At 50.4% G+C, this 25,704-nt stretch carries 21 protein-coding genes and 1 pseudogene; 19 read left to right on the top strand and 3 right to left on the bottom strand.

Annotated features, from left to right (window positions below):
* The first annotated feature begins 150 nt into the window (after positions 1-150).
* The 12 genes from QW71_RS07270 (at position 151) to QW71_RS07325 (ending at position 15,074) form a co-directional block, all read left to right on the top strand.
* Positions 151-1,035 (top strand): carbohydrate ABC transporter permease, encoded by an 885-nt coding sequence (locus QW71_RS07270; RefSeq protein ID WP_039295444.1) that lies wholly within the window; start codon positions 151-153, stop codon positions 1,033-1,035.
* Positions 1,035-1,862, top strand: a complete 828-nt coding sequence (locus tag QW71_RS07275) for a carbohydrate ABC transporter permease (protein ID WP_039295446.1) — start codon at positions 1,035-1,037, stop codon at positions 1,860-1,862. Before QW71_RS07270 ends, QW71_RS07275 begins: the two co-directional genes overlap by 1 nt.
* Positions 1,863-1,889: 27 nt before the next feature.
* Positions 1,890-3,743 carry a sensor histidine kinase gene (locus tag QW71_RS07280; protein ID WP_039295448.1) on the top strand — a complete coding sequence of 618 codons (1,854 nt, stop codon included), beginning with the start codon at positions 1,890-1,892 and terminating at the stop codon, positions 3,741-3,743.
* The gene (locus QW71_RS07285; protein WP_039295450.1) at positions 3,721-4,512 is read left to right on the top strand and encodes a response regulator; all 792 of its coding nucleotides are present in this window, start codon (positions 3,721-3,723) and stop codon (positions 4,510-4,512) included. The genes QW71_RS07280 and QW71_RS07285 overlap by 23 nt, the downstream gene beginning before the upstream one ends.
* A 339-nt stretch (positions 4,513-4,851) precedes the next feature.
* Entirely contained in the window at positions 4,852-7,161 is a 2,310-nt protein-coding gene (locus QW71_RS07290) for a copper amine oxidase N-terminal domain-containing protein (protein WP_039295452.1), read from the top strand.
* A 272-nt stretch (positions 7,162-7,433) separates the two neighbouring features.
* Entirely contained in the window at positions 7,434-7,895 is a 462-nt protein-coding gene (locus QW71_RS07295) for a Fur family transcriptional regulator (protein ID WP_039295454.1), read from the top strand.
* 2 nt (positions 7,896-7,897) lie between these two features.
* Positions 7,898-8,161 (top strand): membrane protein insertion efficiency factor YidD, encoded by a 264-nt coding sequence (gene yidD, locus QW71_RS07300; protein ID WP_039295456.1) that lies wholly within the window; start codon positions 7,898-7,900, stop codon positions 8,159-8,161.
* Between the two features lie 354 nt (positions 8,162-8,515).
* The gene (gene metG / locus QW71_RS07305; RefSeq protein WP_039295459.1) at positions 8,516-10,549 is read left to right on the top strand and encodes a methionine--tRNA ligase; all 2,034 of its coding nucleotides are present in this window, start codon (positions 8,516-8,518) and stop codon (positions 10,547-10,549) included.
* Between the two features lie 234 nt (positions 10,550-10,783).
* Complete coding sequence (locus QW71_RS07310) at positions 10,784-11,752, top strand: metal ABC transporter solute-binding protein, Zn/Mn family (protein WP_039295462.1); 969 nt, start codon at positions 10,784-10,786, stop codon at positions 11,750-11,752.
* A gap of 34 nt (positions 11,753-11,786) precedes the next feature.
* Entirely contained in the window at positions 11,787-12,536 is a 750-nt protein-coding gene (locus tag QW71_RS07315; protein ID WP_039295463.1) for a metal ABC transporter ATP-binding protein, read from the top strand.
* A 933-nt stretch (positions 12,537-13,469) separates the two neighbouring features.
* Positions 13,470-14,273, top strand: a complete 804-nt coding sequence (locus QW71_RS07320) for a metal ABC transporter permease (protein WP_039295464.1) — start codon at positions 13,470-13,472, stop codon at positions 14,271-14,273.
* A gap of 87 nt (positions 14,274-14,360) precedes the next feature.
* Positions 14,361-15,074: a cytochrome c biogenesis CcdA family protein gene (locus QW71_RS07325; protein WP_039295466.1), complete on the top strand. Its 714-nt coding sequence runs from the start codon at positions 14,361-14,363 to the stop codon at positions 15,072-15,074.
* A 9-nt stretch (positions 15,075-15,083) separates the two neighbouring features.
* On the opposite strand, the gene splB is transcribed toward QW71_RS07325, so the two are convergent.
* Positions 15,084-16,160, bottom strand: a complete 1,077-nt coding sequence (gene splB / locus QW71_RS07330; RefSeq protein ID WP_039295468.1) for a spore photoproduct lyase — start codon at positions 16,158-16,160, stop codon at positions 15,084-15,086.
* Between the two features lie 192 nt (positions 16,161-16,352).
* On the opposite strand from splB, the gene mntR reads away from it, so the two are divergent.
* The 3 genes from mntR to QW71_RS07345 all read left to right on the top strand — a co-directional run bounded on the left by mntR (position 16,353) and on the right by QW71_RS07345 (position 19,658).
* On the top strand, positions 16,353-16,778 hold the full coding sequence (gene mntR / locus QW71_RS07335; protein WP_039295471.1) for a transcriptional regulator MntR: 426 nt from the start codon (positions 16,353-16,355) through the stop codon (positions 16,776-16,778).
* 175 nt (positions 16,779-16,953) lie between these two features.
* Positions 16,954-18,630 (top strand): family 10 glycosylhydrolase, encoded by a 1,677-nt coding sequence (locus QW71_RS07340; protein ID WP_039295473.1) that lies wholly within the window; start codon positions 16,954-16,956, stop codon positions 18,628-18,630.
* Between the two features lie 68 nt (positions 18,631-18,698).
* Positions 18,699-19,658 carry a patatin-like phospholipase family protein gene (locus QW71_RS07345; RefSeq protein ID WP_047013666.1) on the top strand — a complete coding sequence of 320 codons (960 nt, stop codon included), beginning with the start codon at positions 18,699-18,701 and terminating at the stop codon, positions 19,656-19,658.
* 102 nt (positions 19,659-19,760) lie between these two features.
* On the opposite strand, the gene QW71_RS07350 is transcribed toward QW71_RS07345, so the two are convergent.
* Positions 19,761-20,102: a hypothetical protein gene (locus QW71_RS07350; protein WP_039295475.1), complete on the bottom strand. Its 342-nt coding sequence runs from the start codon at positions 20,100-20,102 to the stop codon at positions 19,761-19,763.
* 7 nt (positions 20,103-20,109) lie between these two features.
* Positions 20,110-21,063, bottom strand: a complete 954-nt coding sequence (locus QW71_RS07355; protein ID WP_152679709.1) for a DUF1385 domain-containing protein — start codon at positions 21,061-21,063, stop codon at positions 20,110-20,112.
* Positions 21,064-21,270: 207 nt separating this feature from the next.
* Here QW71_RS07355 and QW71_RS07360 point away from each other — a divergent pair, with 207 nt between their 5' ends.
* From QW71_RS07360 to QW71_RS07375, 4 genes and pseudogenes are all read left to right on the top strand, one after another.
* Entirely contained in the window at positions 21,271-21,762 is a 492-nt protein-coding gene (locus QW71_RS07360) for a YqhR family membrane protein (protein WP_039295479.1), read from the top strand.
* Positions 21,763-21,837: 75 nt separating this feature from the next.
* Positions 21,838-22,908 carry a Xaa-Pro peptidase family protein gene (locus QW71_RS07365; RefSeq protein WP_039295480.1) on the top strand — a complete coding sequence of 357 codons (1,071 nt, stop codon included), beginning with the start codon at positions 21,838-21,840 and terminating at the stop codon, positions 22,906-22,908.
* Positions 22,909-22,953: 45 nt separating this feature from the next.
* Positions 22,954-23,511 (top strand): elongation factor P, encoded by a 558-nt coding sequence (efp, locus tag QW71_RS07370; RefSeq protein WP_039295482.1) that lies wholly within the window; start codon positions 22,954-22,956, stop codon positions 23,509-23,511.
* A gap of 249 nt (positions 23,512-23,760) precedes the next feature.
* A pseudogene (locus tag QW71_RS07375) lies at positions 23,761-25,011 on the top strand (aspartate kinase); the annotation flags it as partial.
* Positions 25,012-25,704 lie beyond the last annotated feature (693 nt).

The raw sequence follows: 25,704 nt of genomic DNA on the forward strand, positions 1-25,704 counted from the left end.
ACCCTGGTGCTTGCTCCAGGGTGCATTTTTAAAAGACAAGACTTTATATGTTTCGGGGTCCCGCAAAGCACCTTAGTAGCATCGAAGCCAAAGCCCCACTTTGTGGGGTTGTTTTAAAGTGAGAGATGTCTAAGCAACTTGGAGGTAGTCATGAATAAGGCACTAAGAAATCCTCTGGTGTTCATTCTGTTCGTTATACCGGCACTGGTTCTGTTCATTATGTTCTTCATTTACCCCATTTTCAGTTCACTCTACTATAGCTTCACCAGCTGGAACGGTGTATCCGATACAGTGAAATACGCCGGACTGGATAACTTCAAAAAAGCCCTGGGAGATGAACGCTTCTGGGTTTCTGTTAAAAATAACGGCTGGTTCATTCTGTTCTCCGTATGCATTCAGGTGCCGCTGATTGTCTTCTTCTCCTTATTAATCGCTAATGTGAAGAAGCTGAAGGGCCTTTACAAGACAGCAGTATTCATGCCATCCATTATGTCTACTGCAGTTATCGGTATTCTGTGGGGCTTCATTTATGAGCCGAATATCGGCTTGTTCAACAAAGTGCTCGGCCTTGTCGGCATTGAGCCTGTCTACTGGCTGTCGGATGAGCGGTTCGCCATGCTGTCGATTCTGATTACGAATGCCTGGCAATGGACCGGATTCTACATTGTAATGGTGCTGGCGGCCATTCTCTCCATCCCCGGTGAACTGGATGAGGCTGCGGCCATCGACGGCGCTACGGGCTTCCAGCGTGCTACACGCATCACTTTGCCGCTGATTGTTCCCATTATCTCGGTAGTAATCATGCTCTCTATTGCCGGAGCGATGAAGGCCGCAGATATCGTCATTGTTATGACCAAAGGCGGCCCGGCAGGTTCAACTGAGGTTATGGCCACCTATATGATTAAATATGCGATCACCAATTTCAAATATGGGTACGGCAATACCATTGCAGTTCTGATCTTTATGTTCACGCTCGTGGTTACAGCTCTCTATCAGCTGCTGTTTGCCCGTCGTAATGAAAGGATTGAATACTGATGCCGCGCCTCAAGAAAAGCTTACCTCACGTTGCCCTGCTGGGATACCTGATCGTTGTACTCTTTCCGTTTCTCTTTGTCCTGTTCTCCTCGGTGAAGAAGGATAACAATGCGATCGCCCTGAATCCGTTCGGGATTCCGAAGACCTTCGAATTCTCGAACTACGTTGAAGCATGGGTGAACGCCAAGATCAGCACATACTTTTTTAACAGCTTATATATTTCGATCCTGTCATCGGTGGTATCCATTCTGCTGGCTTCTATGTTTGCCTTCGCGGTTACGCGGATGCGCCAGGGAAAATGGAACAAGATTCTGTTCTCGCTGGTCCTGATCGGCATGCTGATTCCGAACAATGCACTGATGCTGCCTATTTACACGATTGTCCGCAAGCTTCATATTCTCAATACACACTGGGCACTGATAATTCCTTATATCGCCAATGCAATTCCATTCACGATTATTATCCTGGCAGCATTCATGCGCTCACTTCCCAGTGAAATTGAAGAGGCGGCGGTCATGGATGGCTTGAAGGCTCCGGGTATCTTTGCTAGAATTATTGTACCTTTGACAGTTCCGGCCATGGTTACAGTCTTCATTGTTAATTTCCTGGGAAATTGGAACGAGTTTCTGTTGGCTAACTATTTCCTCTCTAATGACGAGCTGCGCACGCTTCCGGTGGGCATGGTTCAATTCCGTGATCAATATCAGATGAACTACGCGCAAATGTCGGCGGGTATTGTCTACAGCGTGGTCCCGGTCATCGTCATTTATGCTATTTTGCAGGAGAAGATTATTGAAGGCGTAACGGCAGGCAGTGTAAAAGGATAACCCTATTCATGTCAGGAGCATGGGCCGATGAATTTGCGCTACAAATTATTTACGGCATTTCTGGGCCTGATTATCATTCCCTTATTCATTCTTGGCATGATTATGTTCTTCGTTACTTATAATTCGATAGAGAAGAAGTACAGCCAGCAGTCCGAATATTCACTTAAGGCGATCAGTTACAGCATTTCGAATGTGTTTAAGGATATGGACAATGTGACAGACAACGGAATTGCCACCTCGGTATTTCATATGGCACTCAGTGCGGATGATCCCTCCAAACAGGATTTGACCGATGCTGAGCAGCTAAGCCTGAACGCCAGCCAGCGCAATTTCCGTAGTCTGCTCTATAATCATCCGTCGATCAGCTATGCCTTTCTCTATAATTTTAATGGAAAAGGCAGCTCGGAGATCGTATCGGTCTTTAACAAAGAAAATTTCCGCACTCTCCCCTACGACAAGTTCAAAGGGAGCGATCTCTACCAGGAGGTTATGAAGCTTAACGGGGTTCCGAAATGGCTGGCACCGCATGAGTATCCCGAACTGACGGGGACGGAAGCTGTGTTTACGCAAATCCGGCTGGTTAAGGAGCTTAGCTTTTTTCAGAACATCGGCATTCTGGTAGTCCAGATCAAGAATTGGGAGTTCGAATCGATATTCCGCAATCTCAAGATCGGGGACAGCAGCCAGAAGGTATCCTTTATGCTGGTCAACGATGACGGGATGATCCTGCTTGACCCGGACAGGCAGCTGGATGGACAGGATTTCCGTGACTTTACTACGAAGGATATTACCTTTAAGCCGGGCTTCCAGAGCTACAGAACCCAGTTTGACGGCGAAAAGAGCATTCTGTCAGTCTACCACCTGAAGGGCTATCCCTGGAGCCTGGTTTCTGTGACCTCCTGGGGCTCGTTGTCCCATGAAGTAACTGTGTTTGCCCGCTGGTTTGTGGTGGTTATGTTTCTGTGCTTGCTCGGTGCAGTGATCTTCAATCTGTTCTTCATGAACCGGATTACAGGGGGGATTGCTGTGATCGTCCGCTTCATGCGCCGGGTGGAGGATGGAGACCTGACAACCCGGGTCGAGGAGAAAGGCAGTGACGAAATGACGCTGCTCGCCAGAGGCTTCAATGATCTCATGGACAAAATCAATTCATTATTCAACAGGATCAATGAAGAGCAGCGGCGCAAAAATCAGGCGGAAATGCGCGTGCTGCAGGCGCAAATCAAACCGCATTTTCTGTTCAATACGCTGGAATCCATCAATGTGCTGGCTGTGCAGAATGAAGGGCGAAAGGTCAGTGAGATGGTCTACAGACTGGCCAGTATTCTGCGGATCAGTATCCAGGACAGGGATGAAATAACGCTGGAAGAAGAGGTTAAGCATCTGCGCAACTATCTGGATATTCAGAAATTCCGGTTCGAGGACTTGTTCGATTACGAGCTTGAGGTTCCGGAGGACCTGCTGGGCTGCGGGATTCTGAAGCTTACGCTGCAGCCGCTGGTCGAGAACAGCATTCAGCATGGCTTTGAAGGGATCAGCTACAAAGGTCTGGTAAGCGTTAAGGTCTGGGAAGAACGGGGGAATCTGATTCTGCGGATTCAGGATAACGGGATCGGCATGACGCCGTCCCAGCTGTCCATGTTTCAGTACATGGTTAATGATCCGGCGGAGCAGAAGCCTGAAGGCAAACCGGAACACGGAATTCATCTGGAACGGAGGGGGCTTGGCGTTCGCAGTGTGGCTGACCGGATCCGTATAGAATACGGAGGCAGATACGGGATTTTCATCTGTGCGAGTCCTGGTGAGGGGACAATTATCCAGTGCGTCATACCTAAATACGGGCAGGGGGAAGATCATTATGCTAAAGGTATTATTGGTTGACGATGAGGCGCCTATCCTGAACAACCTCAACAAAGTGCTGCCTTGGCATGACATGGGGATGGAGGTGACGGGGATGGCCCGCAGCGGAATGGAAGCTCTGCGTATCGCTGAAGAGGAGACGCCCGATCTGGTGCTCTGTGACATCCGTATGCCGGTGATGGACGGACTTACATTCATCGGCAAGCTGCGTGAGATGGGACTGGAGAGTGAGGTGCTGCTGCTAAGCGGCTATCAGGAGTTTGATTATGCACGCGAGGCCATCCGCCTTGGTGTGAAGGAATATATCTGCAAGCCGATACATTATGAGGAGCTTGGCAACAAGGTGCGGGAGATTGGAGCTCGGATCCGCAGCAAACAGTACAAGGATAAACTGTATAACAGTATTCCCTTGTTTCAGGAGATGTCTGTACCCGAGGATTCCGCCAAAAAAACACCGGATCAATTGATGAACCAGGCGGCGAATTATATTACCGAGCGGCTGAGCTATGACCTTGGCATTGAAGAGGTGGCGAACCGGATCGGCATCAGCAGCAGCTATTTCTGCCTGCTCTTCAAGAACCGTTTTGCGATGACCTTTGTGGAGTATGTAACGTTGCAGAGGATTGAAGCCGCCAAATTCATGCTGGCCAGCAGCGACAAAAGCATTACCGCGATCAGCTCCGGAGTGGGTTATCAGGAGCGGCGTTATTTCACCAAGGTATTCCAGAAACAGACGGGGATGTCCCCTAAGGAATACCGCGATAAATACAAAGCTGCCGAAGCCCGTTAGAGGTTAAGGGAAGCCGGAGATTATAGCCTGTCTGGTACAATAACTGAATTCAATGCTGCTTGTTCTGGCAGCGTACACCAAGATTGTCCCGGGATGGGGATGATCTTTTTTTTGTGAAAATGGATTTCTAATAGAAATAAATGGATAATCCTTGATTTTTCTTTACACTGAATGAAACTTTTCGGAGCGGCTTGCGTCTAATACTATGTTTTGTAAAATGAACGTGGCAAATAATTCTGCCGTCCTGTAGAGGGCGGTTGCGTTTTTGCGGGGAATATAAGGTGAAGAAAGAAAGATAACGCCTTATACACTACAATTGGGAGCAGAAGGAGTCGTACAATGAATTTGAAAAAAATGATCTTAGTGGCAGTGTTGGCCGTTTCACAAACCGCAGCAGCGGTTCCGGCCTTTGCAATCCCTGCCAGCACACAAAGTACCACAGGCAACGTTGCCGCAGCGGTGAATACCACGCAGACGGTTGTAACACAGGAGGAGCCCTCGGCTACAGATCCATTGCCTCCATTAGTTACTGAGGCGCCTGCAGGTGCAGTTACGCCAACGCCAACTCCAACACCGATCCCGGCAGCGACAGCAGTTCCGGCAGCAACAGCAGTGCCAGCAGCAACAGCAACACCACTTCCGGCAGTAACCCAGGCTCCTATTGATGGTGTTGTACCAACAGATGCTGCTGTTCCAACGGCAACTCCGCTTCCTGGCAGTACCCCAGAAGGGCAGGCGCTTACAACTTCAGGTCTGACTACTTCCGCCACTGGCGGCGGCCAGCTCATCCTGATGATGAACAGCAACAAAATGTACAGAAACGGCACACCGTATACTGCCAACCAGCCAATGGCTGTCAAGAACGGGGTATCGTATGTATCGATCCGTGCAATGGTGGAAATGGTCGGAGTAAGCTATACCTACGACTACAAAACCAAGGAAGTTATTGTTACTAAAGGCACCAGTATTATGCGCTTCAAGACCGACAGTAAGATCTATACTGTAAATGGCGCTAAGAATACTATGAAAGGCCCTGCCTACCAGTTCAAGGGCACCTTCATGGTTCCTTTAACCTCCATTACGTATGCGCTGAATATTCCTTATACGGTGGACAATGTACAGAAGCGTGTCATTCTTACGCTGAACACGAAGCCGACAGCATCCTTTACGGTCCAACCGACTGAGATTTATGCGGGTCAAACGACTGTGAATTATGTTACTTCGTATTCTTCACCGAATGGTGCGCCGATGGCTGAAGAACAATGGGGCGGCAACAAACTGGATATGTACGATCAGCCGGGATTCTATACCGTAACTTATTCTGTGCGTGATGCGAATAATTTGTGGAGTGATCCTTACTCTGTAACGATTCAGGTGCTGCAGCCAAATCAGCCGCCTGTGGCTCAGTTCACGACTGACAAAGATGAATATAAAATGGGTGAGCCGGTAATTCTGACAGATACCAGCTACGACCCTGAGTATGAAGAATTGACAACCACTTGGAGCAACCGTGGCCTGGCCTATTTCAACCCCGGTCCTACGTCCATCCAGCTGACGGTAACCGATAAGCATGGTCTTAGCAGCACTTTTGAGAAGACCATTAACATTACAAGCGAACAACTGTATACCCAGGATGAAGTAGCGAAGCTGTTCACTATTCCCGGGGATGTTCTGACGTTTGACGGCGGATTGATCCCGGGGCTTCCTAACCTGCCGTACAATCTTTCGTCTGACAGCTATACGCTGATCCGCAGTAACAGTCCTGAAACGGTTAATACCGAGGGTGTGCTGTACCGCGAGACTTCCGTAGGGAAGACACGTTTCCTGGTACACCATATGAACAATATGACTACACGACAGAAGCTGTATGTGATCGCCACGAACAACGGCATATATCCAGCGACGATTTCGACCGAATACTCAGGTATTGCCGGTCCGGTAACTTCTCCGGAATATACAGGCAGAATTTCGATTCAGAAATACTACAATTCCATGATTACAGGTTCGAGTGCATCCCAAATTGTCCTGCAGCCGGGCCAAAGTGTGCCGATCCTGACGGATCTGAACAAGATTGCCATGAAACCGAAAGAGGTGCTCTCACTCAGCGCCGATCTGATTAGTGATTATCCTATTCTATATAATGTGGTAATGGTTGAGCAGACTAAAGATCCGGTAGCTGTGCTGCCGACACTGCCAATTCTTGACCGCGACGGCGTGCATAACCGCGGAACGTATCCGGATTCAACACGCATCATCAACGTAACTGATGTAGTAGGCACAACGCAATCCAAGCTGATCCTGGGGGATAATAAAAATGACCTCAATCTGATTGGTATTGATCCGATGACTGGAACAGAGGCTTCTAATTCCGGGAACTTCGGCGTCTTGTACAAAATCGTTCTGGACCGTGTGGCAGCGAACACACTGATCACCTTCAACCCGCGTGGAGGTAATTATCTGGGTTCGTTACTGGTGAACGGAATGGTTGTGAATCTGCCGAACAAGGGAAGCTTGTCCAGCTCGGACATGAATGCAGTAGTCTTCCGTACCGGCGAATATGAAGGTCCGGTCGATATTACCTTCTCCGTAGCTTCCGGCAGCAATCTGCCTGTAAACTTTGTGTTTACTCCGCTTCCGGCCAAAAAATAAATATAACTTCAATGCAAATGCAAACGGCAGCGTTCCCGAGGGGACGGCTGCCGTTTTTTTGAAAGTTAAGAATTTATATGTTTCAGGGAATCTGTTATTAATTGTGAAGTCTTGGAATATAAGCTTCTGCTTTGCGGCGTTATTTTGCGCTATGCACCCGCAGGAATGTGGAGCAGGCTGCAGGACAGGCACACTTCATTGACGGGGCAGTGCTTTTGGGGCATTATAAAGAGAGTGCAATACAAACGACCTATGTTATGGGAGATGAGCGAATGCTGTCGACAGAACAAATACTGGAAGCCATGTCGGGGCAGGGACTGCGAATCACCGATCAGCGCAAAACGCTTGCCAGGTTATTCGGCGAGAATACGGGATATTTGTCTGCGAAGGATGTATATGAGCATATGGGCCGCAAATACAGCGGACTCAGCTTCGATACGGTCTACCGCAACCTGCGTGTCATGGAGGAGCTTGGTGTGCTGGAGCAGATTGTCTTTGAAGACGGCGTCAAATTCAAAGCAAGCTGCAGTCAGGATCACCATCATCATCATATGATTTGTCTTCAATGTATGAAGACTTACCCGATTCATTTCTGTCCGATGAATTTAACAGATACACCGGATCAATTCCGGGTGGTCAAGCATAAATTTGAGGTGTTCGGTTACTGCAAGGACTGTGAACAGGGCCGCGAAGAAGAGTCCGCCGTAGCTGCTCACGGCAAAGAAGGCCGCTGAATATGGCTACCTTAAGAAGAACAGTCCAGGCTCCAATCCGGGTCTACCGCAGGTTCATATCGCCGCTTAAGCCGGCAACCTGCCGGTTCTATCCGACTTGTTCAGCCTATGCGCTTGAAGCTATTGAGGTCCATGGACCGCTGAAGGGTTCATGGCTGGCTGCAAGGCGGATCGCCCGCTGCCATCCCTTTCATCCGGGAGGGCTGGACCCGGTGCCGCCGCGCAAAGAGCAATCGCCAGGAGATAAGCCTGTTCACACGACTTGACATGTGCCGCTGTGATGGGTATATTTTGAATAATAAGCAATATTCCGAGGAACGGATGAGTAAATGTGGACAACCATTACAGAGAGCCGGGGCTGCTGGAAGCCGGTATGGGATGCCAGATTGAATATGGTCCGGGAGGAACTGTGTTCGAGCGGAAGCCGGTAGTTGCAGCTTGCGTAAGATAACGGCGTGTTCCAGCGTTAATGGACAGTTCCGCAAGGGACTGGCGAAGCCTGTGCTCTGTGAGGAGCCGGGGAACTTTGGGTGGTATCGCGTGAGTTTACTCTCGCCCCATATAGGGGCGGGAGTTTTTTGTGTCAAAATGAGAAGGTATAACGAAGGGATGACAATGTAATGAGTGAGAACAAAACCTTTTATTTAACTACACCGATCTATTATCCGAGCGATAAGCTGCATATCGGTCACGCGTATTCAACGGTGGCCGGTGATGCGATGGCCCGCTACAAGCGTCTGCGTGGCTATGAGGTCCGTTATCTGACTGGAACGGATGAACATGGGCAGAAGATCGAAGAGAAGGCTGGCAAGGCCGGTAAGACCCCTCAGGAGTTCGTTGACGGTATTGTCGTAGGTATTAAGGATCTGTGGCGCAAGCTGGATATCTCCAATGATGATTTCATCCGTACCACCGAGGAGCGTCACAAGAAAGTGGTGGCGGATATTTTTGACCGACTGCTGAAGCAGGGCGATATCTACAAAGGGGAATACGAAGGCTGGTACTGTATTTCGGATGAGACCTTCTACACCGAGACTCAGCTGGTGGATATTGAACGGGATGCTAACGGCAATATTACCGGCGGTAAAAGTCCGGACAGCGGACATCCGGTTGAACTGGTCAAGGAAGAAAGCTACTTCTTCCGCATGAGCAAATATGCGGACCGCCTGCTGAAGTTCTACGAAGAGAATCCGGAATTCATCCTGCCGGAATCGCGCAAGAATGAGATGATTAACAACTTTATCAAGCCGGGCCTTGAGGATCTGGCCGTATCCCGTACGACTTTTGACTGGGGCGTTAAGGTAAAGGGCGATGAGAATCATGTAGTGTACGTATGGATTGATGCACTTACCAACTACATTACGGCTCTCGGCTATGGCTCGGAAGACCGCAGTCTGTATGATAAGTTCTGGCCTGCGGATGTGCACATTGTCGGTAAGGAGATTGTCCGTTTCCACACGATCTACTGGCCGATCATTCTGATGGCGCTCGGTGAACCGCTGCCGAAGAAGGTGTTCGCGCATGGCTGGCTGCTGATGAAGGACGGCAAAATGTCCAAATCCAAAGGCAATGTCGTTGATCCGGTTACTTTAATCGACCGCTATGGTCTGGATGCCCTGCGTTATTATCTGCTGCGCGAAGTTCCGTTCGGTTCGGATGGAACCTTCACACCGGAGAGCTTCGTGGACCGCATCAACTATGATCTGGCCAACGACCTGGGCAATCTGCTGAACCGGACCGGGGCGATGGTGGAGAAATATTTCGCCGGTGAGCTTCCTGCTTATGCAGGCCAGGTGACGGCATTTGACGGGGAACTGGAAGCGGTAGTGCAGAGCACCTATGTCAAAGTAGAAGAAGCGATGGAGAAAATGGAATTCTCCGTAGCCCTGACCGCGATTGGCGCCCTGATCAGCCGTACGAATAAATATATCGATGAGACCCAGCCATGGGTACTGGCTAAGGATGAGAGCAGAACCGGTGAGCTGGCTTCGGTGATGAGACATCTGGTAGAGGGACTGCGCACCGCGTCCATCCTCCTGCAGCCATTCCTGACCGGCGCTCCGGCGAAGATCTGGGAGCAGCTGGGCATTCAGCCGGGCGAGCTGACCACTTGGGAGAGCGGCAAATCATTTGGCCTGATTCCAGCGGGCACTAAGCTGGTGAAGGGCGATCCGATCTTCCCGCGCCTGGACGTGGCGCAGGAGGTGGCGTACATCGCCGAAGCGATGGGAGCCGGCAAGCCTGCAGAAGCAGCTGCGGAAGCTGCGACTGCAGGGGCTGCAGTGACGCCGGATGCGGCAACTGCCGATCCGGAGGAAGAGGAGCATAAGGAAGAAATCGGCATCGACGATTTCGCCAAAGCAGAGCTGCGCGTAGCCCAGGTCATCGCCTGCGAGCCGGTGAAGAAGGCGGACAAGCTGCTGAAGCTGCAGCTCGATCTTGGATACGAGCAGCGCCAGGTCGTATCGGGCATTGCCAAGTTCTACACACCGGAAGAGCTGGTGGGACGCAAGGTGATCTGCATCGTGAACCTGAAGCCGGTGAAGCTGCGCGGCGAGCTGTCGCAGGGTATGATCCTGGCAGCCTCCAAGGGCGACCAGCTGACGATCGCCACCGTACCGGACAGCATGCCGAATGGAGCCATTGTGAAATAAGCCAAGCTGCATAGTTGAATGATATGAACGATCCCCGTGTGCCTAATGCAGCGGGGATTATTTTAGTGTAAATAGAGAATATACAGAATATACAGTAATAGGTGCTGGCCCTAAGGATAAGCGATTTCAGTCTAACTACCGGGAGTCTAGCCAGAAGATCAGAGTTGACTTATCGTAACGATTACTATTATAATTCTCATAGTAAATTTTACGATTTAAGGGGTCGATAGAGAAATGTTATATAGAAGCTTGAATAAAGGGCTTTTACTCGTTGTTGCCGTGTTGCTGCTAATGATGCTTGCCGCTTGCGGACCTAAGAGCAGCGGAAGTATCGTCGAGGGAAAAGTGAATGTCATTACTACTTTTTATCCTATATATGAATTTGCCAGTGAAATCGGCGGAGAAGATATCAATGCGATCAATCTGCTTCCGGTTGGGGTAGAGCCGCATGACTGGACGCCGCGCAGCCAGGATATTATTAATACCTCGAAGGCACAGCTGTTCCTGTATAACGGAGCAGGACTGGAGGGCTGGGTGCCCAATTTTCTCAAAAGCCTCGACAGTGACAGTGAAGCCAAGGCTGTAGAAGTCAGCCAAGGGGTTGATCTAATTATGACCGACGAGGAAGACGGTCATGATCATGGCCATGAGGATGAAGGAGCAGAACACAGCGATAGCCTGCACACGGACCCGCATACCTGGGTAAGTCCGAAGTCGGCGCTCGTGATGGCGAAGAACATCAAGGAAAGCCTGCAGTCCGTTGATCCTGAGCATTCCGCAGGTTATGAAGAACGGTACCAGAAGCTGGTTGAACGCTTGAGTGCGCTCGACAGCAAGTTTACCGAGGAACTGGGCAAGCTGCCGAATAAAGAGATCGTAGTCTCCCATCAGGCCTTCTCGTATCTGGCGCGTGATTATGGTCTGTCACAGCACGCTATTATGGGACTGTCACCGGATGCCGAACCAAGGGGACAGGATCTGCTCGATCTGGCGGCATTGGTCAAAGAAGAGGGTATCCGCTACATTTTCTTCGAAGAACTGGTATCCGATAAGCTGGCCAAAACACTCGCTAGTGAAACCGGCGTGTCCACGATGGTGCTGAATCCGGTAGAGGGTCTGACTGAAGCCCAGGAGAAGAATGGTGACAACTATTTCACGCTAATGGAGAAAAATTTGCAAAATCTCATTCTGGCTTTACAATAATAAGGAAAGTATAAGTTGAAAGGTGGTACTTCACATGCAACCGGTATCCCTGGACTGCCATCAGCATATGATCGAAATACAGGATTTGTCCTTCTCCTATGGGGAACAGAAGGTAATCTCCAATCTGGATTATACAGTGAAAGAACGCGATTTCCTGGGCATCATCGGTTCCAACGGTGCCGGCAAGACTACGCTGCTCAAGATGATTGTCGGTCTGCTGCCTGCTACCAGCGGGGAGATCAAATTATTCGGCCAGCCGGTCCGGAAGTTCAAGGACTGGGAACGGATCGGTTATGTTCCGCAGAAGAATGCCTTCAATCCGCTGTTCCCGGCTACCGTGCGTGAAGTGGTATTGTCAGGTTTGTACAATAACAAGAATCTGATCCGCCGCATATCCAAAGCCCAGCACCGCCAGTGTGAGGATGCGCTTGAAGTGATGCGGATTCAGGATATCGCGGAGAAAAGAGTCGGCCAGCTGTCCGGCGGCCAGCAGCAGCGGGTTTTTCTGGCCCGCGCCCTGATCAACCATCCGGATCTGCTGATACTCGATGAGCCTACCGTCGGCATTGATGCCGAGACGCAGGCCGGATTCTTCGACCTGATCATGCATATGCATGCCCATCACCACATGACCTTCCTGATGGTGTCGCATGACATTGACATGATTAAGAACTATCTTGGCAATGAGCCTGTACAGAAGAACGGCAAGATCAATTTCTATTGCCGCCATTCTCATGATGTTCAGGACTGCGTTGTCGATAATTTGCAGCATACACTGTCTTAAACTAACCAATCTATAGCTTCTAAAGGCTGGATTTAGCGCTCTGCCTGGAGCTAGAATTACTGTTCTCTCTTATTCTAGTCTGCTTAGAGCATGTAACGGTATCGGACTGAGGAGCCCTTATTTCTTCGTAAAAGCATTTATCCGCAAGCTAACGGACATCAGGGTCCTTATTTGCTGATATACACCTCAATTCTGGCCTCTGCAGAAGAAATAAGCGCGCTACGGTCCGATAACCAAGAAAATGTAGCCTTTTTGGGGAAATAACGGCTCTACGGTCCGTATGGCTCTGATTTTGAAGTTATGGGATTATAGTTTTGCAAGCTTTAGGGTCATAGTTTGCATTTTTTGGGGTTATAGGTTTATGCATGGTCGTCCATTGTACAACATAGGACGGCCTTGCTCTTATCTTTTTGCATTTGATCTTTTGCACTTGATCTTTTGCACTTGATCTTTTGCACTTGATCTTTTGCATTTGATCTTTTGATCTTTTGCACTTGATCTTTTGCACTTGATCTTTTGCATTTGATCTTAAAATGTAGTTAAATCCCGCCAAAAGTATAGCGTATCCCGTAGGGAGGAAAAGCGGTCCTGCCTCCACGTTCCTAAGCAGCGAAAGTCTGCCGTCCTACGCCAGTTGCACTTAAACGGGTGTCCAGAGGGCAGAGCCCTTGGGGCCCTCCCTTGGAAGGGAGGGTTTGGGTGGGATCGAAAGGTTTAAATCTAAAATCTGCCGTCCTACGCCAGTTGCACTTAAACGGGTGTCCAGAGGGCAGAGCCCTTGGGGCCCTCCCTTGGAAGGGAGGGTTTGGGTGGGATCGAAAGGTTTAAATCTAAAAGGTTTTGACCTAAAGGTTTTGATCTAAAAGGCTTTTGATCTAAAAGTTTTTGATCTAATGTCTCGAAAAGGTTTGATCATAAAAGGAGAAAAATATCTTGGGAATTCTATTTAGTGACTTTTTCCAGCGGGCGCTGGCCGGCGGGCTGATGATTGGGATTACCGCGCCGCTTATAGGCGTGTTTCTGGTGCTGCGGCGCCTGTCGATGATCGGAGACACGCTGGCCCATGTGACCATCGCCGGGGTGGCGCTTGGCTTCCTGACCGGCTTCTACCCGCTCGGAGCGGGGCTGATCTTTGCCGTAGTGGCCTCGTTTGCGATTGAGAAGCTGCGCAAGGCATACAAAAGCTACGCCGAACTCTCCATTGCCATCATCATGTCGGGCGGGGTGGCGCTGGCTTCGCTTTTTTTCACCCTGGGCAAAGGATATAATGCGGATGTAATGAGTTACCTGTTCGGCAGCATTTACACGCTGAATAACACCGATCTGATTGTAGTAGGTATCGTTACCATTGCGGTTGTGGTTGTAGTTTCGCTGTTCTTCAAAGAGTTCTTCCTGCTCAGCTTTGAGGAGGATGCGGCCAGTGTCAGCGGACTGCCGGTGAAGCTGCTTAATATGCTGATAACCGTGTTGACGGCGCTGGTAATCAGTACGGCGATCAAAATTGTCGGCTCGCTGCTGGTATCTGCACTCCTGACCATTCCTGTGGCGATCAGTTTGCTGCTGTCCCGAAGCTTCAAGTCTTCAGTCATTCTGTCCGTAATTATTGCTGAGATCGCTGTAGTCGGCGGACTTGTCATTGCCGGTGTGTGGAATCTGGCTCCCGGAGCCACGATTGTTCTGCTCCTGATTGCACTGCTGACGTTAACGCTGATCGGCAAAAAAGGCCTGCCAGCCTAAAAGCTGAAGCGCCCAGCGGCCTAAACTACATATGCTTGAATACTGCCTACGTGAAGTGAACCCGAGTAGGGAAGGAGAGATGCGCCAGTGTCCAACCTGAATGCAGGAATCGCTTTTGCCGCCGGAGTGGCGTCGTTCATATCGCCTTGCTGTCTGCCGCTCTACCCTTCCTATCTATCTTATATTACCGGCTTATCGGTACAGGAGCTGAAGAGTGGAGGCAACAGCAAAGAGGTCCGTTTCCGGACCCTCTCGCATACGCTGGCCTTTATATTGGGCTTCTCGGCTGTGTTCTATACCCTTGGTTTCGGGGCCGGACTGTTTGGAGAATTCTTCAACGGCCAGCGGGATCTGATCCGCCAGTTGTCGGCTATTCTGATTATTGTGATGGGGCTGTTCCTGCTTGGTATTTTTCAGCCGCAGTTTCTGCTCCGGGAGCGCAAGCTGGAGCTGAAATGGAAGCCTGCGGGATATCTGGGCTCGTTTATCTTCGGCATCGGCTTCTCAGCAGGCTGGTCACCGTGCATCGGCCCCATTTTGACGGCGATAATTGCCCTTTCTGCCAGTGATCCGGGAACCTGGTTTACGATGATTACGGCGTACAGTGTCGGGTTTGCGCTCCCGTTCTTCGGACTTGCTTTTTTCCTGGGCGGCGCGCGGAAGATCCTGAAGTATTCCAATCTCCTGATGAAGCTTGGCGGCACACTGATGGTGTTCATGGGCATTCTGCTGTTCACCGACCAGATGTTCCGGATAACGATCTGGCTGCAGGGGGTTACGCCGGAGTGGCTGATTTTCTAAGCCTAAATGTTAAGTGAAATAATCAATAGCCGCTTCCGGAAAATGTTCAAAAATCCGCTCTGTGATGAATTCGCGCAGGGCGGTTTGCTGTTCATCAGGATAGACATATTTGTTCTGGCCCCACTTGCCCCATTTCTTCTTGCGCTTCTCGATATCCATCTCCAGCTTGGATTTCGGATAACGTTTCTCGATCACGGTCTTGGCCGTCTTGGTGAACCTGTGCTGGATCATTTCAAAAGTAAGACCCTTGCCAATTCCCGGCGGCAGCGTACGGGCCAGCTTCTCCAGCAGCTCGGCATAGCCTTCTTCCCAGCCGTCATGCCAGATGATCGGAGCGATGATGAAGCCGAGCGGATAACCGGCACGGGCAATCTGACCGGCAGCCTCAATCCGCTCCTCGAACCGCGAGGTGGCCGGCTCAAAATTCTTAATTACATAATCGGCGTTCACGCTGAAGCGTACGCGGGTATGGCCGTTATGCTTCAGTCCAAGCAGCGGCTCGACATGCTGATACTTTGTCACGAAGCGCAGCCGCCCGAGCGGTTCTTCGGCTATGAATTCGATCAGCTCGGTCAGCGATCCGGTAATATGCTCAAGGCCTAGCGGGTCAGAGGTACAGGCAGCTTCGAAGGTGGTAATTTCCGGCGCTCGCTCGCCGATATATTTTTTGGCCGCATCGATGATGTCCCCGGTGTTTACATATACGCGGATGTAAGGCTTGGAACCTAAAGTAGTCTGAAGGTAACAATAATGACAGTGGCCCATACAGCCGGTGGCAATCGGAATCGCATAATCGGCAGACGGCTTGGACTGGTCAAAAGTCAGCGTTTTGCGGAGACCGACAACGAGTGTTCTTTTAGCGATTTTGTATTGCTCCACTTCGGTTTCGCCGGGCAAATTGGTGATCCGGTTATGCGAAGTGGTCATACGGAAGGGGATGTTGCGGGCCTTGACCCACTCCATAATCCGCTCTCCTTTGGGGTAATTCAAGGCATCCGGTTCGAAAAAAACCAGCTCCGGAATGAAGAGACCCGTCGGCTTCCGCGGTCTTTTGGCAGGAGGGCGTTCAGGGGTGACTACGTTCATGAATTCACGCTCCTTATAGATGAAGATACCGTTATTGTGCCGTTAAGCGGGTGAATGAAATCATGGTAAACATCGCTAAGCGGGGAAGCGGCTGACCTGTAGGACTTGCCAAGGAGCGGCAGAAACATGTATCATTGTTAGAGCAAGGCCCGGCCCCATCGCCACGCTCAATATAGAAAAGAGGTAAAGTTAATGCCAACACCCAGCATGGAGGATTATTTGGAGCGCATATACAAGCTCATCGATGAGAAGGGTTATGCGCGGGTCTCGGATATTGCCGAGGGACTGGAAGTACACCCCTCCTCTGTGACCAAGATGATCCAAAAACTGGATAAGGACGAATATCTCATCTATGAGAAATATCGTGGGCTTGTCCTAACAAGCAAAGGAAAAAAAGTGGGAAAACGTCTTGTGGACCGCCATCAGCTGCTGGAGGAATTCCTCGGGCTTATTGGAGTTCAGCAAGAACATATTTATAAGGATGTTGAAGGCATTGAGCATCATTTGAGCTGGGATTCCATCACCCGGATCGAGACACTAGTGGAATACTTCCGCCGGGATGAAGCGCGTCTGCAGACCTTATACGATATTCACCATGAAATGGTCAGTGATTCATAATTTTGGCTGTTTTTGTTTGATTAGCGCAACCTTTCCAGTTTTATTACGTCAAAACGGATACCGTTCCTTTTTCACCTAAGGAAGGACTCCGTTTACTAAAGAAACGGCCTTCTCCCTGATTTAAGGACGAGAAGGCCGTTTCTTTGTTATATCACTACAACATTTGGGAGGAATTATGAATTACCGTAAATGGATATTAGGATTGCTGGTGGTTATGCTATGTCTGCCTATGTGGACAACAGGTGCACGCGCTGCTTCGGTGCAGATTACCATTGAACTGGATGGAGAGAGCTTAAGCACGGATGTTCCGCCTTATATTACGCGGACCAATGTTACTATGGTCCCTGTCGGGGTAGTCAGTAAAGGACTAGGTGCCGGTGTGGTCTGGGATCAGGCCAGTAAGACGGCTACAATCAGCAAGGGGAATAATGTGCTGAAGCTGACTAGCGGAAGCAAAAGTGCAATCGTTAACGGTGCTTCAGTCAGTCTGGATACCTCTGTGCAGATTACACAGGGCAGAGTGATGGTGCCGCTGCGGTTCGTCAGCGAGCAGCTCGGGCTGCAGGTGGTCTGGAATCAGGCTGCGAAGCATATTGCCTTATATTCAAATGTAGAGATTGGCGGGCCGTCTACACCTTCGACACCGTCTGTTCCGTCAGTGCCTACACCATCCGTACCAATGCCTGTAGTGCCGACACCGACCGTGCCAACGCCAACCGTGCCTTCCATTCCCGGGGCCAAGACCGGAAAGGCGATGAAGGGCGCGTGGGTGTCCACCGTATTCAATCTGGACTGGCCGTCAACGGCTTCGGCCGGTAATGCAGACAAGCAGAAGAAAGAGTTCGACAGCATGCTGGACAAGCTGCAGGCTGCCGGTTTCAATAGTGTATTCGTACAGGTCAGACCCGCCGGAGATGCCCTGTACCCCTCACAGCTGGTCCCCTGGTCCAAGGTGCTTAGCGGTACCCAAGGGAAGGAGCCCGGCTATGATCCGCTCCAGTATATGGTTAGCAGCGCCCATTCACGCGGCATGCAGCTGCATGCCTGGTTCAATCCGTTCCGGGCAACTACTGATGCCTCCACTACAGGGCTTGCCGCCAATCATATTGCCAAGCTGCATCCAGAGTGGATCGTCAAAGCTGACAGTAAGCTGTACATAAATCCGGGTATTCCGGAAGCGCGGCAGCATATCATTGATACCGTAATGGAAGTGGTCAGAGGGTACGATATCGACGGTGTGCATCTGGATGATTATTTCTATCCTTCCAACGTAACTTTTGCCGATGACACGGCATTCAAGACCTACAACTCTCAGGCAATTGCCACCAAGGGAGACTGGCGCCGGGATAATATCAATCAGTTCATCCGGCAGCTGGGTGCAGAGATTCATGCGGTGAAGCCAGCAGTTTCGTTTGGCGTTAGCCCCTTTGGGGTATGGCGCAATAAAAAAGCTGACAGCTCCGGCTCAGATACCACGGCAGGAGTGTCTGCGTATGATGATATGTATGCGGATGTACGCACATGGATTAAGAGCGGCTGGGTCGACTATGTGGCTCCGCAGATATACTGGAGTCTCTCTTTCAGCGCAGCCCGTTATGACAAGCTGGTCGACTGGTGGGTGAACGAGGTCACTGGCACGGGCGTCAAGCTGTATATCGGCCTTGCCTCCTACAAAGTAGGGGATACCAAACAAACTGCGGAATGGCAGAGCGGCGATCAGATTATCAACCAGCTGAAATATAATGAGAAATACGACGAGGTTTCCGGCAGTATTCTGTTCCGGGCCAATGATATTGTGGTCCGTGATCCATTTGGCCTGGCCAGCCTGCTCAGCTTTTATTTCAAATCATAGTCAGTCATGAATAGTCCCCCGTGCTCATAGATAAGCAATAAGATCTATGGAACGGGGGACTCTTAGGTATGGAGATTAACGCAGTTTTTGAAGGCGGAGGCGTGAAGGGGATTGCGCTCGCAGGTGCGGTAGAGGCAACGGAGCGGGTGGGCCGGACCTTCGGGAGAGTAGCCGGAACCTCTTCAGGCTCCATTATTGCTTCGCTGCTGGCCGCCGGTTATAACGGGGAGGCGATGAGCCGGATCATCAGGGAGACGCCCTTCACATCCTTTCTCAAGCGCGGAGCGCTATATAACACCGCTGTAATAGGACCGGCAATCCGTGTGCTGATCAAAAAAGGCCTTTACTCGGGCCAGGCTCTGGAATCCTGGATCCGCGGCATTCTGCTGGAGAAGGGTGTGGTTACGTTCAGCGATCTGCCGCGCGGCAGGCTGACAGTTATCGCTTCAGATATTACTAACGGGAGGATTGTCGTCTTGCCGGATGATCTGGAGCTCTACGGGATTTCACCGGACTCCTTTGAAGTCGCCAAGGCTGTTCGGATGAGCTGCAGCATTCCCTACTTCTTCGATCCGGTGATGCTGCGGCTGAACGGAGAGGCAGCCCGGAGAAAATCTTTTGCCGAGCAGTTTGTGTATATGGTGGACGGGGGGATGCTCAGCAATTTTCCGCTGTGGCTGTTTGATGAGAAGAAGGATGGCTTCCAGTCCCCAGAGCGCCGTACGCCAACGGTAGGCTACCAGTTGATCGGTAAGACACAGCCGCAGCCTCACCGCATTACCGGGCCGTTCAGCATGCTTCAGGCCATGGTAGGGACGATGCTCTCTGCCCATGATGAACGTTATATCGAGACGGATAAATTCGTACGCACTGTCAAAATTCCCACGCTGGGCATTTCCACCACCCAGTTTCATATCTCCCCGGAACAGAGTGAGGCGATCTATACTGCGGGGCTGACGGCTGGAGCGGATTTTTTCAAAAATTGGCGGCCGCCGCTTAGCACCCGGCCATATATTCACCCGGCCTAAGCGTGCCGGACCTGAATTATAACCAAAAAAGGCATCCCGCACGTCGTAACGACAACGCGGAGATGCCTTTTGTTGCTTGAATCTTAGCGGATAGCCGGGAGTTCAATGATATTTGGGAAGCTGGTCGTCGTTCTTACCCTTGCTGCCTTCAATCACCTGGAATGGATAGGTTTTACGCTTGCCGGGTGAGGCGGCCTGGGTTTTGCGGATACCCGCAACCTTGGACATCGTCTTGGCCGATGGCTTGACTTTGGTGCGCGGCCGGCCGGGACCGCCGTTTGTTCTTCCGGGAACGATCTTGTACGCATAATACAGCAGCGCCAGCAGAACTAGGGGAAGAATAAAGATAGACAGGGCAGCAAGGCCGCGTATCATAAATTCCGTTACCAGCCCCCATGCTGCGAGAGCTATTGAAATCCAAAAAATCAAAGCATGTCTGATCATGGGCTAATCATCCTTTCGCAGGATCCAAAATGCCGCCTGACACACTTGCCTCCGAATATCCTCTTGCTTCAATTGCGGCATCCAGCTCCCGCATCCGGTTGAACGAGGCGATGGACACCTCAACCATATCGTCTTTAGGTTCTTTGGTCGTCAGCAGCTGCAGCCACAGACCCGGATACCCCAGATACTTGAGCCCGGGAATATCTCTCACGGCATTGGTGCCCTTCAGCACCTCAAAGGAGATCCCGATGACTACCGGCAGGAGAATAATCCGCTGCAGTACCCGTTCCATAAGATTATCCCATGGGACAACAGAGTAGATAATCACACCGAGGATAATGGTCAGCATCATGAAGCTGCTTCCGCAGCGGTAATGCAGACGGCTGTATTTCTGTACATTCTTAACAGTCAGTTCTTCGCCGGCTTCAAAAGCACTGATTACCTTATGCTCGGCACCGTGATACTGGAACAGCCGTTTGATCACCGGAGTCTGTGAAATCGCAAACAGATAAACGAGCAGGAGAATCAGCTTAATACCGCCTTCAACAAGGTTGTGCAGAATATAGTTATCAAATGCATTCTTGAATAAAAAATCTTCTACGAATACCGGCACCAGTGTAAAAATAATCTTGCCGAAAAGGAAAGAAAGAATACCCATGACAGCTACGCCGAAAATCATACCGAGGCTCCAGCCTTCATCTTTCTTCTTGTCTTTATCTTTCTCTTTCTGCTTGGCAAGCTCTTCAGGCTCTGTCTCATCCTCGGCATAGGATTCCGCCGAATAATTCAGGTGCTTCGAGCCTTTGGCGCTGGAATCTATAATACTGACAATGCCGCGAAGCAGCGGAATCTTGCGCAGTTTAAGGACCCAGCTCTTATCGCTCTTCGGCACCTCCAAAAATGTGATTTCCTGATTCTTCCTTCTTACGGCTGTTACGTTGATATGCTTGCCGCCGAACATGACGCCTTCAATGACGGCTTGGCCGCCGTAACTGGGAGTTTCCTGGGACAACCAATTCACCTTCCCGTATTTTAATGTGATTTATATAATACATTGTAACTAATTTTTAAGCACATTACTAGTTGGATTGGCGTTTGCTGTACATACTAGTCTATAGAGAGCGGAGTGGAAACCGGATTTACCCTATACTGAAAGTGAGGCTGCTCTATGAGTTCTTCTAACAAGCAAAAGTCAGTCCATACAAATCCGTTTTATTTTGCCATTGAACTGGGCTTTTTCGCCGGAATTATCTGGGGAGGAGCCCGCTGGCTGATGTACGTCCTGCATTTCACCAAGGTGATTCCGGGATTTTTGGCGGAGCCCTTCTTTAAACATGAATTTTTGGTGTCGCCTGCCGGGCATCTGCTCGGATATTTATCCTTTATCGTCTTCTCGGTAATCGTTTCCCTGATCTATGTGCTTATTTTCCGCAAGCTGAAGGGGCCTTGGCCGGGTATGATTTACGGTGTGCTCTGGTGGTCGGCTGTGTTCCTTGCCGGCTCCTGGCAGTTCCTGATGCAGCCGCCTTTCAGACTGCCCTGGAACTCTGTAATCAGTGAATTTTGCCTCTTTTTGCTCTGGGGATTATTCATCGGATATACGGCGGCGATTGAGTACACCGATGAGCGGAAACGGGAGCAGCAGACAAAGCTGGCCTAAGCGTCCGAAAAAACTTCTCAGGTGGCATGCCACTATGTTAAAATACAATGTGGCTATTTCGAGAGGAGAATGAAAATGAGCAACAAGCGCGTCTCCAAGCTGCGTAAGGTTTTGCAGGAACAGGGACTGGATGCGATGTTAATTACCAGCGGCTATAACCGCCGCTATTTGAGCGGATTCACCGGCTCCTCCGGTTATGTGCTGGTTACCGGTGATGACAGTTATCTGCTGACTGACTTCAGGTATATGACACAGGCCTCGGAACAGGTAAACGGCCTGCAGGTTGTTCAGCATGCTTCGAAATTCATTGACACCGTACGCGAGCTGCTGCCGCAGGGCGGACAAGTCCGGGTTGGATTCGAGCAGGATGATGTAACCTTCAGCGCGTACACTGCCTATGCGGCGGCTCTGCAGCCGGCTGTCATGGTGCCGGTATCCAAAGCCGTGGAGAATCTGCGCATGTTCAAGGACGAAGAAGAGCTGGCTGTCATGCAGCGGGCGGCCGATCTGGCCGACGCCACGTTCAGTCATATCCTGAATGTGATCAAACCAGGCATGACTGAACGTGATGTCGATCTGGAAATGGAATTCTACATGCGTACCCATGGTGCAACCTCGTCTTCGTTCGATACAATCGTTGCTTCCGGCGAACGCTCGGCCATGCCGCATGGCGTAGCCAGCAGCAAGATCATCCAGAACAATGAATTCGTAACCTTCGATTTCGGCGCTCTGCTGGACGGCTACTGCTCAGATGTAACACGTACGATTGCTCTGGGGGCGCCAGATCCCAAGCTGAAGGAAATCTATGATATTGTGCTTGAAGCGCAGCTTCACACACTGGCACATATCAAGCCCGGCATGACCGGCCGCGAATGCGATGCCCTGGCCCGCGACATCATTACCCGTTACGGATACGGGGAGTATTTCGGCCACAGCACAGGTCACGGTCTGGGTATGGAAGTACATGAATGGCCGCGTCTGTCCAAGCTGGCTGATGAAGTGATGCAGCCGGGCATGGTCGTAACCGTGGAGCCGGGGATTTATCTCTCAGGCCTTGGCGGCGTGCGGATTGAAGATGATATTGTCATTACCGAAAGCGGCATAACGCTGCTGACACATTCGTCTAAGGAATACACGGTACTGTAAGACACACTTATTCAGTTAATTCATCGATTCCAGGAGGGATTTTTAGTGATTTCAGTTAATGATTTCAAGACAGGCTTGACCGTAGAAGTAGAAGGGGATATCTTCACCGTCATTGATTTCCAGCACGTGAAGCCGGGTAAAGGCGCGGCATTCGTCCGCTCCAAGCTGAAGAACCTGCGTAACGGAAATACCGTTGAGCGCACATTCCGTGCAGGCGAAACAATCGGCCGCGCGATCATCGAGAACCGTGGTGTACAGTACCTGTATGCCAGCGGTTCCGAGCATGTATTCATGGACAACGAAACATATGACCAGTTCGAGTTGACTGAGAAGCAGCTGGAGTGGGAGCTTAACTTCCTGAGAGAGAATATGACGGTAAATATCGTCAGCTACCAGGGTGAAATCCTCGGGATCAACCTGCCTACAAGCGTTGAGCTGAAGGTTACTGAAACAGAACCGGGCGTTAAAGGCAACACGGCTCAAGGTGCAACTAAAGCGGCTGTTCTGGAAACCGGACATACTGTACAGGTTCCATTGTTCATTAATGAAGGAGACGTTCTCCTGATCGATACCCGCGAAGGTAAATACATCTCCCGCGCGTAGGAGCTGGCTTAGCTCCGGGTTCAACGTTATTTAAGACGGCCTCCCCGCATTTTGCGGCGGAGGTTTTTTGTACAGCTTCAACTGAATATATTTTGCCGTGCCAGGCTTAGAGGAATGGACATGTTCGGAAAATTGGGCGCTTTTTTTGTGAAACCATTAACGCATGTTATGATTTTCGTATTATACTGTGTTAAAGCGAAATCCAAATAAAAGCTACTACTTAGAGCGAAATAGGGAGTGAATGGGACTTTGTCACTTTATGTCATGAAATTCGGAGGCAGCTCCGTCGGCGATATTGAACGTATGAAGCGTGTCGCCAAGCGCATCGCAGATAAGCAGGATGAGGGACATCGCTGCGTTGTGGTTGTGTCCGCTATGGGGGATACAACAGATGAACTGATTGATCAGGCGAAACAGCTGAACGGGCAGCCTCCCGCACGGGAAATGGATATGCTGATGACTACGGGGGAACAGATCTCTGTAGCGCTTCTGTCCATCGCTCTTCATGGAATCGGGCGGAATGCTGTATCCTATACAGGCTGGCAGGCCGGGTTCCGTACCGATGAAACCCATGGCCGTGCGCGGATTAGTGAAATCGTTCCACGCCGTGTTCTGGAGTCGCTGGAGCGTGAGCAGATTGTTATCGTTGCCGGGTTCCAGGGAATGACACTGGACGGTGAGATTACCACACTGGGCCGCGGAGGTTCGGATACAACAGCCGTTGCGCTGGCCGCAGCCATCAAAGCGGATGTCTGCGAAATCTATACCGATGTAGACGGCATCTATTCCACAGACCCGCGTATTGTGAAGACAGCGCGGAAGCTGAAGGAAATCTCGTATGACGAGATGCTGGAGCTGGCTAATCTCGGTGCAGCCGTACTGCATCCGCGTGCAGTGGAATATGCCAAACGATATCAAGTGAAGCTGGTCGTCAGATCGAGCTTTAACCATAATGAAGGAACTGTTGTGAAGGAGGAAGCAAGTATGGAGCAGGGTGTAGTAGTTAGCGGCATTGCGTATGACAAGAATGTGGCCCGGATCAGTATTCTGGGAGTTCCGGATGTTCCGGGTGTACTCGCCCAGGTCTTCGGCAAGCTGGCCGAAGAGGGTGTGGACGTCGATATTATCGTACAGAGCGGCGTTCAGAATCAGACCGCAGACTTCTCCTTTACCGTAGCCCTTAGCGATCTGGAAAAGGCTAAGCAGGTAATTGAAGGATTGCACAGTGTGTTGCCGTACCGTGAAGTGACTTCCGAGGATAGTCTGGTCAAGGTGTCGATTGTCGGCGCCGGCATGGTCAGCCATCCGGGGGTTGCGGCCCAAATGTTCGAGGTGATCTCGAACGAAGGTGTAAGCATCAAGATGGTCAGCACCTCCGAGATCAAGGTTTCCTGCGTCATTGAATCCGGCAATCTGCAGCAGATTATTCAGGCGCTGCATACCGCTTATAATCTCGACACCGCGGAGCAGGCCTTCGTCGGCGGCCCGCAGGACCGCAGGCCTTCGTCGGCGGCCCGCAGGACCGCCGGTAAGCTTCTGGATTGTAATTCTACAGCATGACCACACAGGGATGTTTCTTCGGCCGGAAGGCTGGAGGGCATCCCTGTTTGGCGTCTGGCGGTAGGCGAGCCCTAAACTGATTTGGGGCTTAAGAGAAAAACCGGATACAATGCGCGAACGATAGAGTAGACAAGCCCAATGTATGCGAAAAACCGAATACATTGTGCCATCGTCAATGTAAAGCGGAAAATGTATAACACAAAGACACATCCTATTAGTAACCAACAATCATTAGTCAAAAAGAGTGCTGTTCCCCGCGCGAGCGGAGAGCAGCACTCTTTTTGCATAGTAAATGTGGCTAGCAACGGTATAGGCGATATGCTTAATTGTACTTTGTACAACTAAATCGTCTGATTTACTAGCGATTATCCATTTAGTTGTATTTCATACAATTAAACTTATGCGAAAAACCGAATACATTGTGCCATCGTCAATGTAAAGCGGAAAATGTATAACACAAAGACACATCCTATTAGTAACCAACAATCATTAGTCAAAAAGAGTGCTGTTCCCCGCGCGAGCGGAGAGCAGCACTCTTTTTGCATAGTAAATGTGGCTAGCAACGGTATAGGCGATATGCTTAATTGTACTTTGTACAACTAAATCGTCTGATTTACTAGCGATTATCCATTT

The organism is Paenibacillus sp. IHB B 3415, assembly GCF_000802655.2.
GTDB lineage: Bacteria > Bacillota > Bacilli > Paenibacillales > Paenibacillaceae > Paenibacillus_AQ > Paenibacillus_AQ phytohabitans.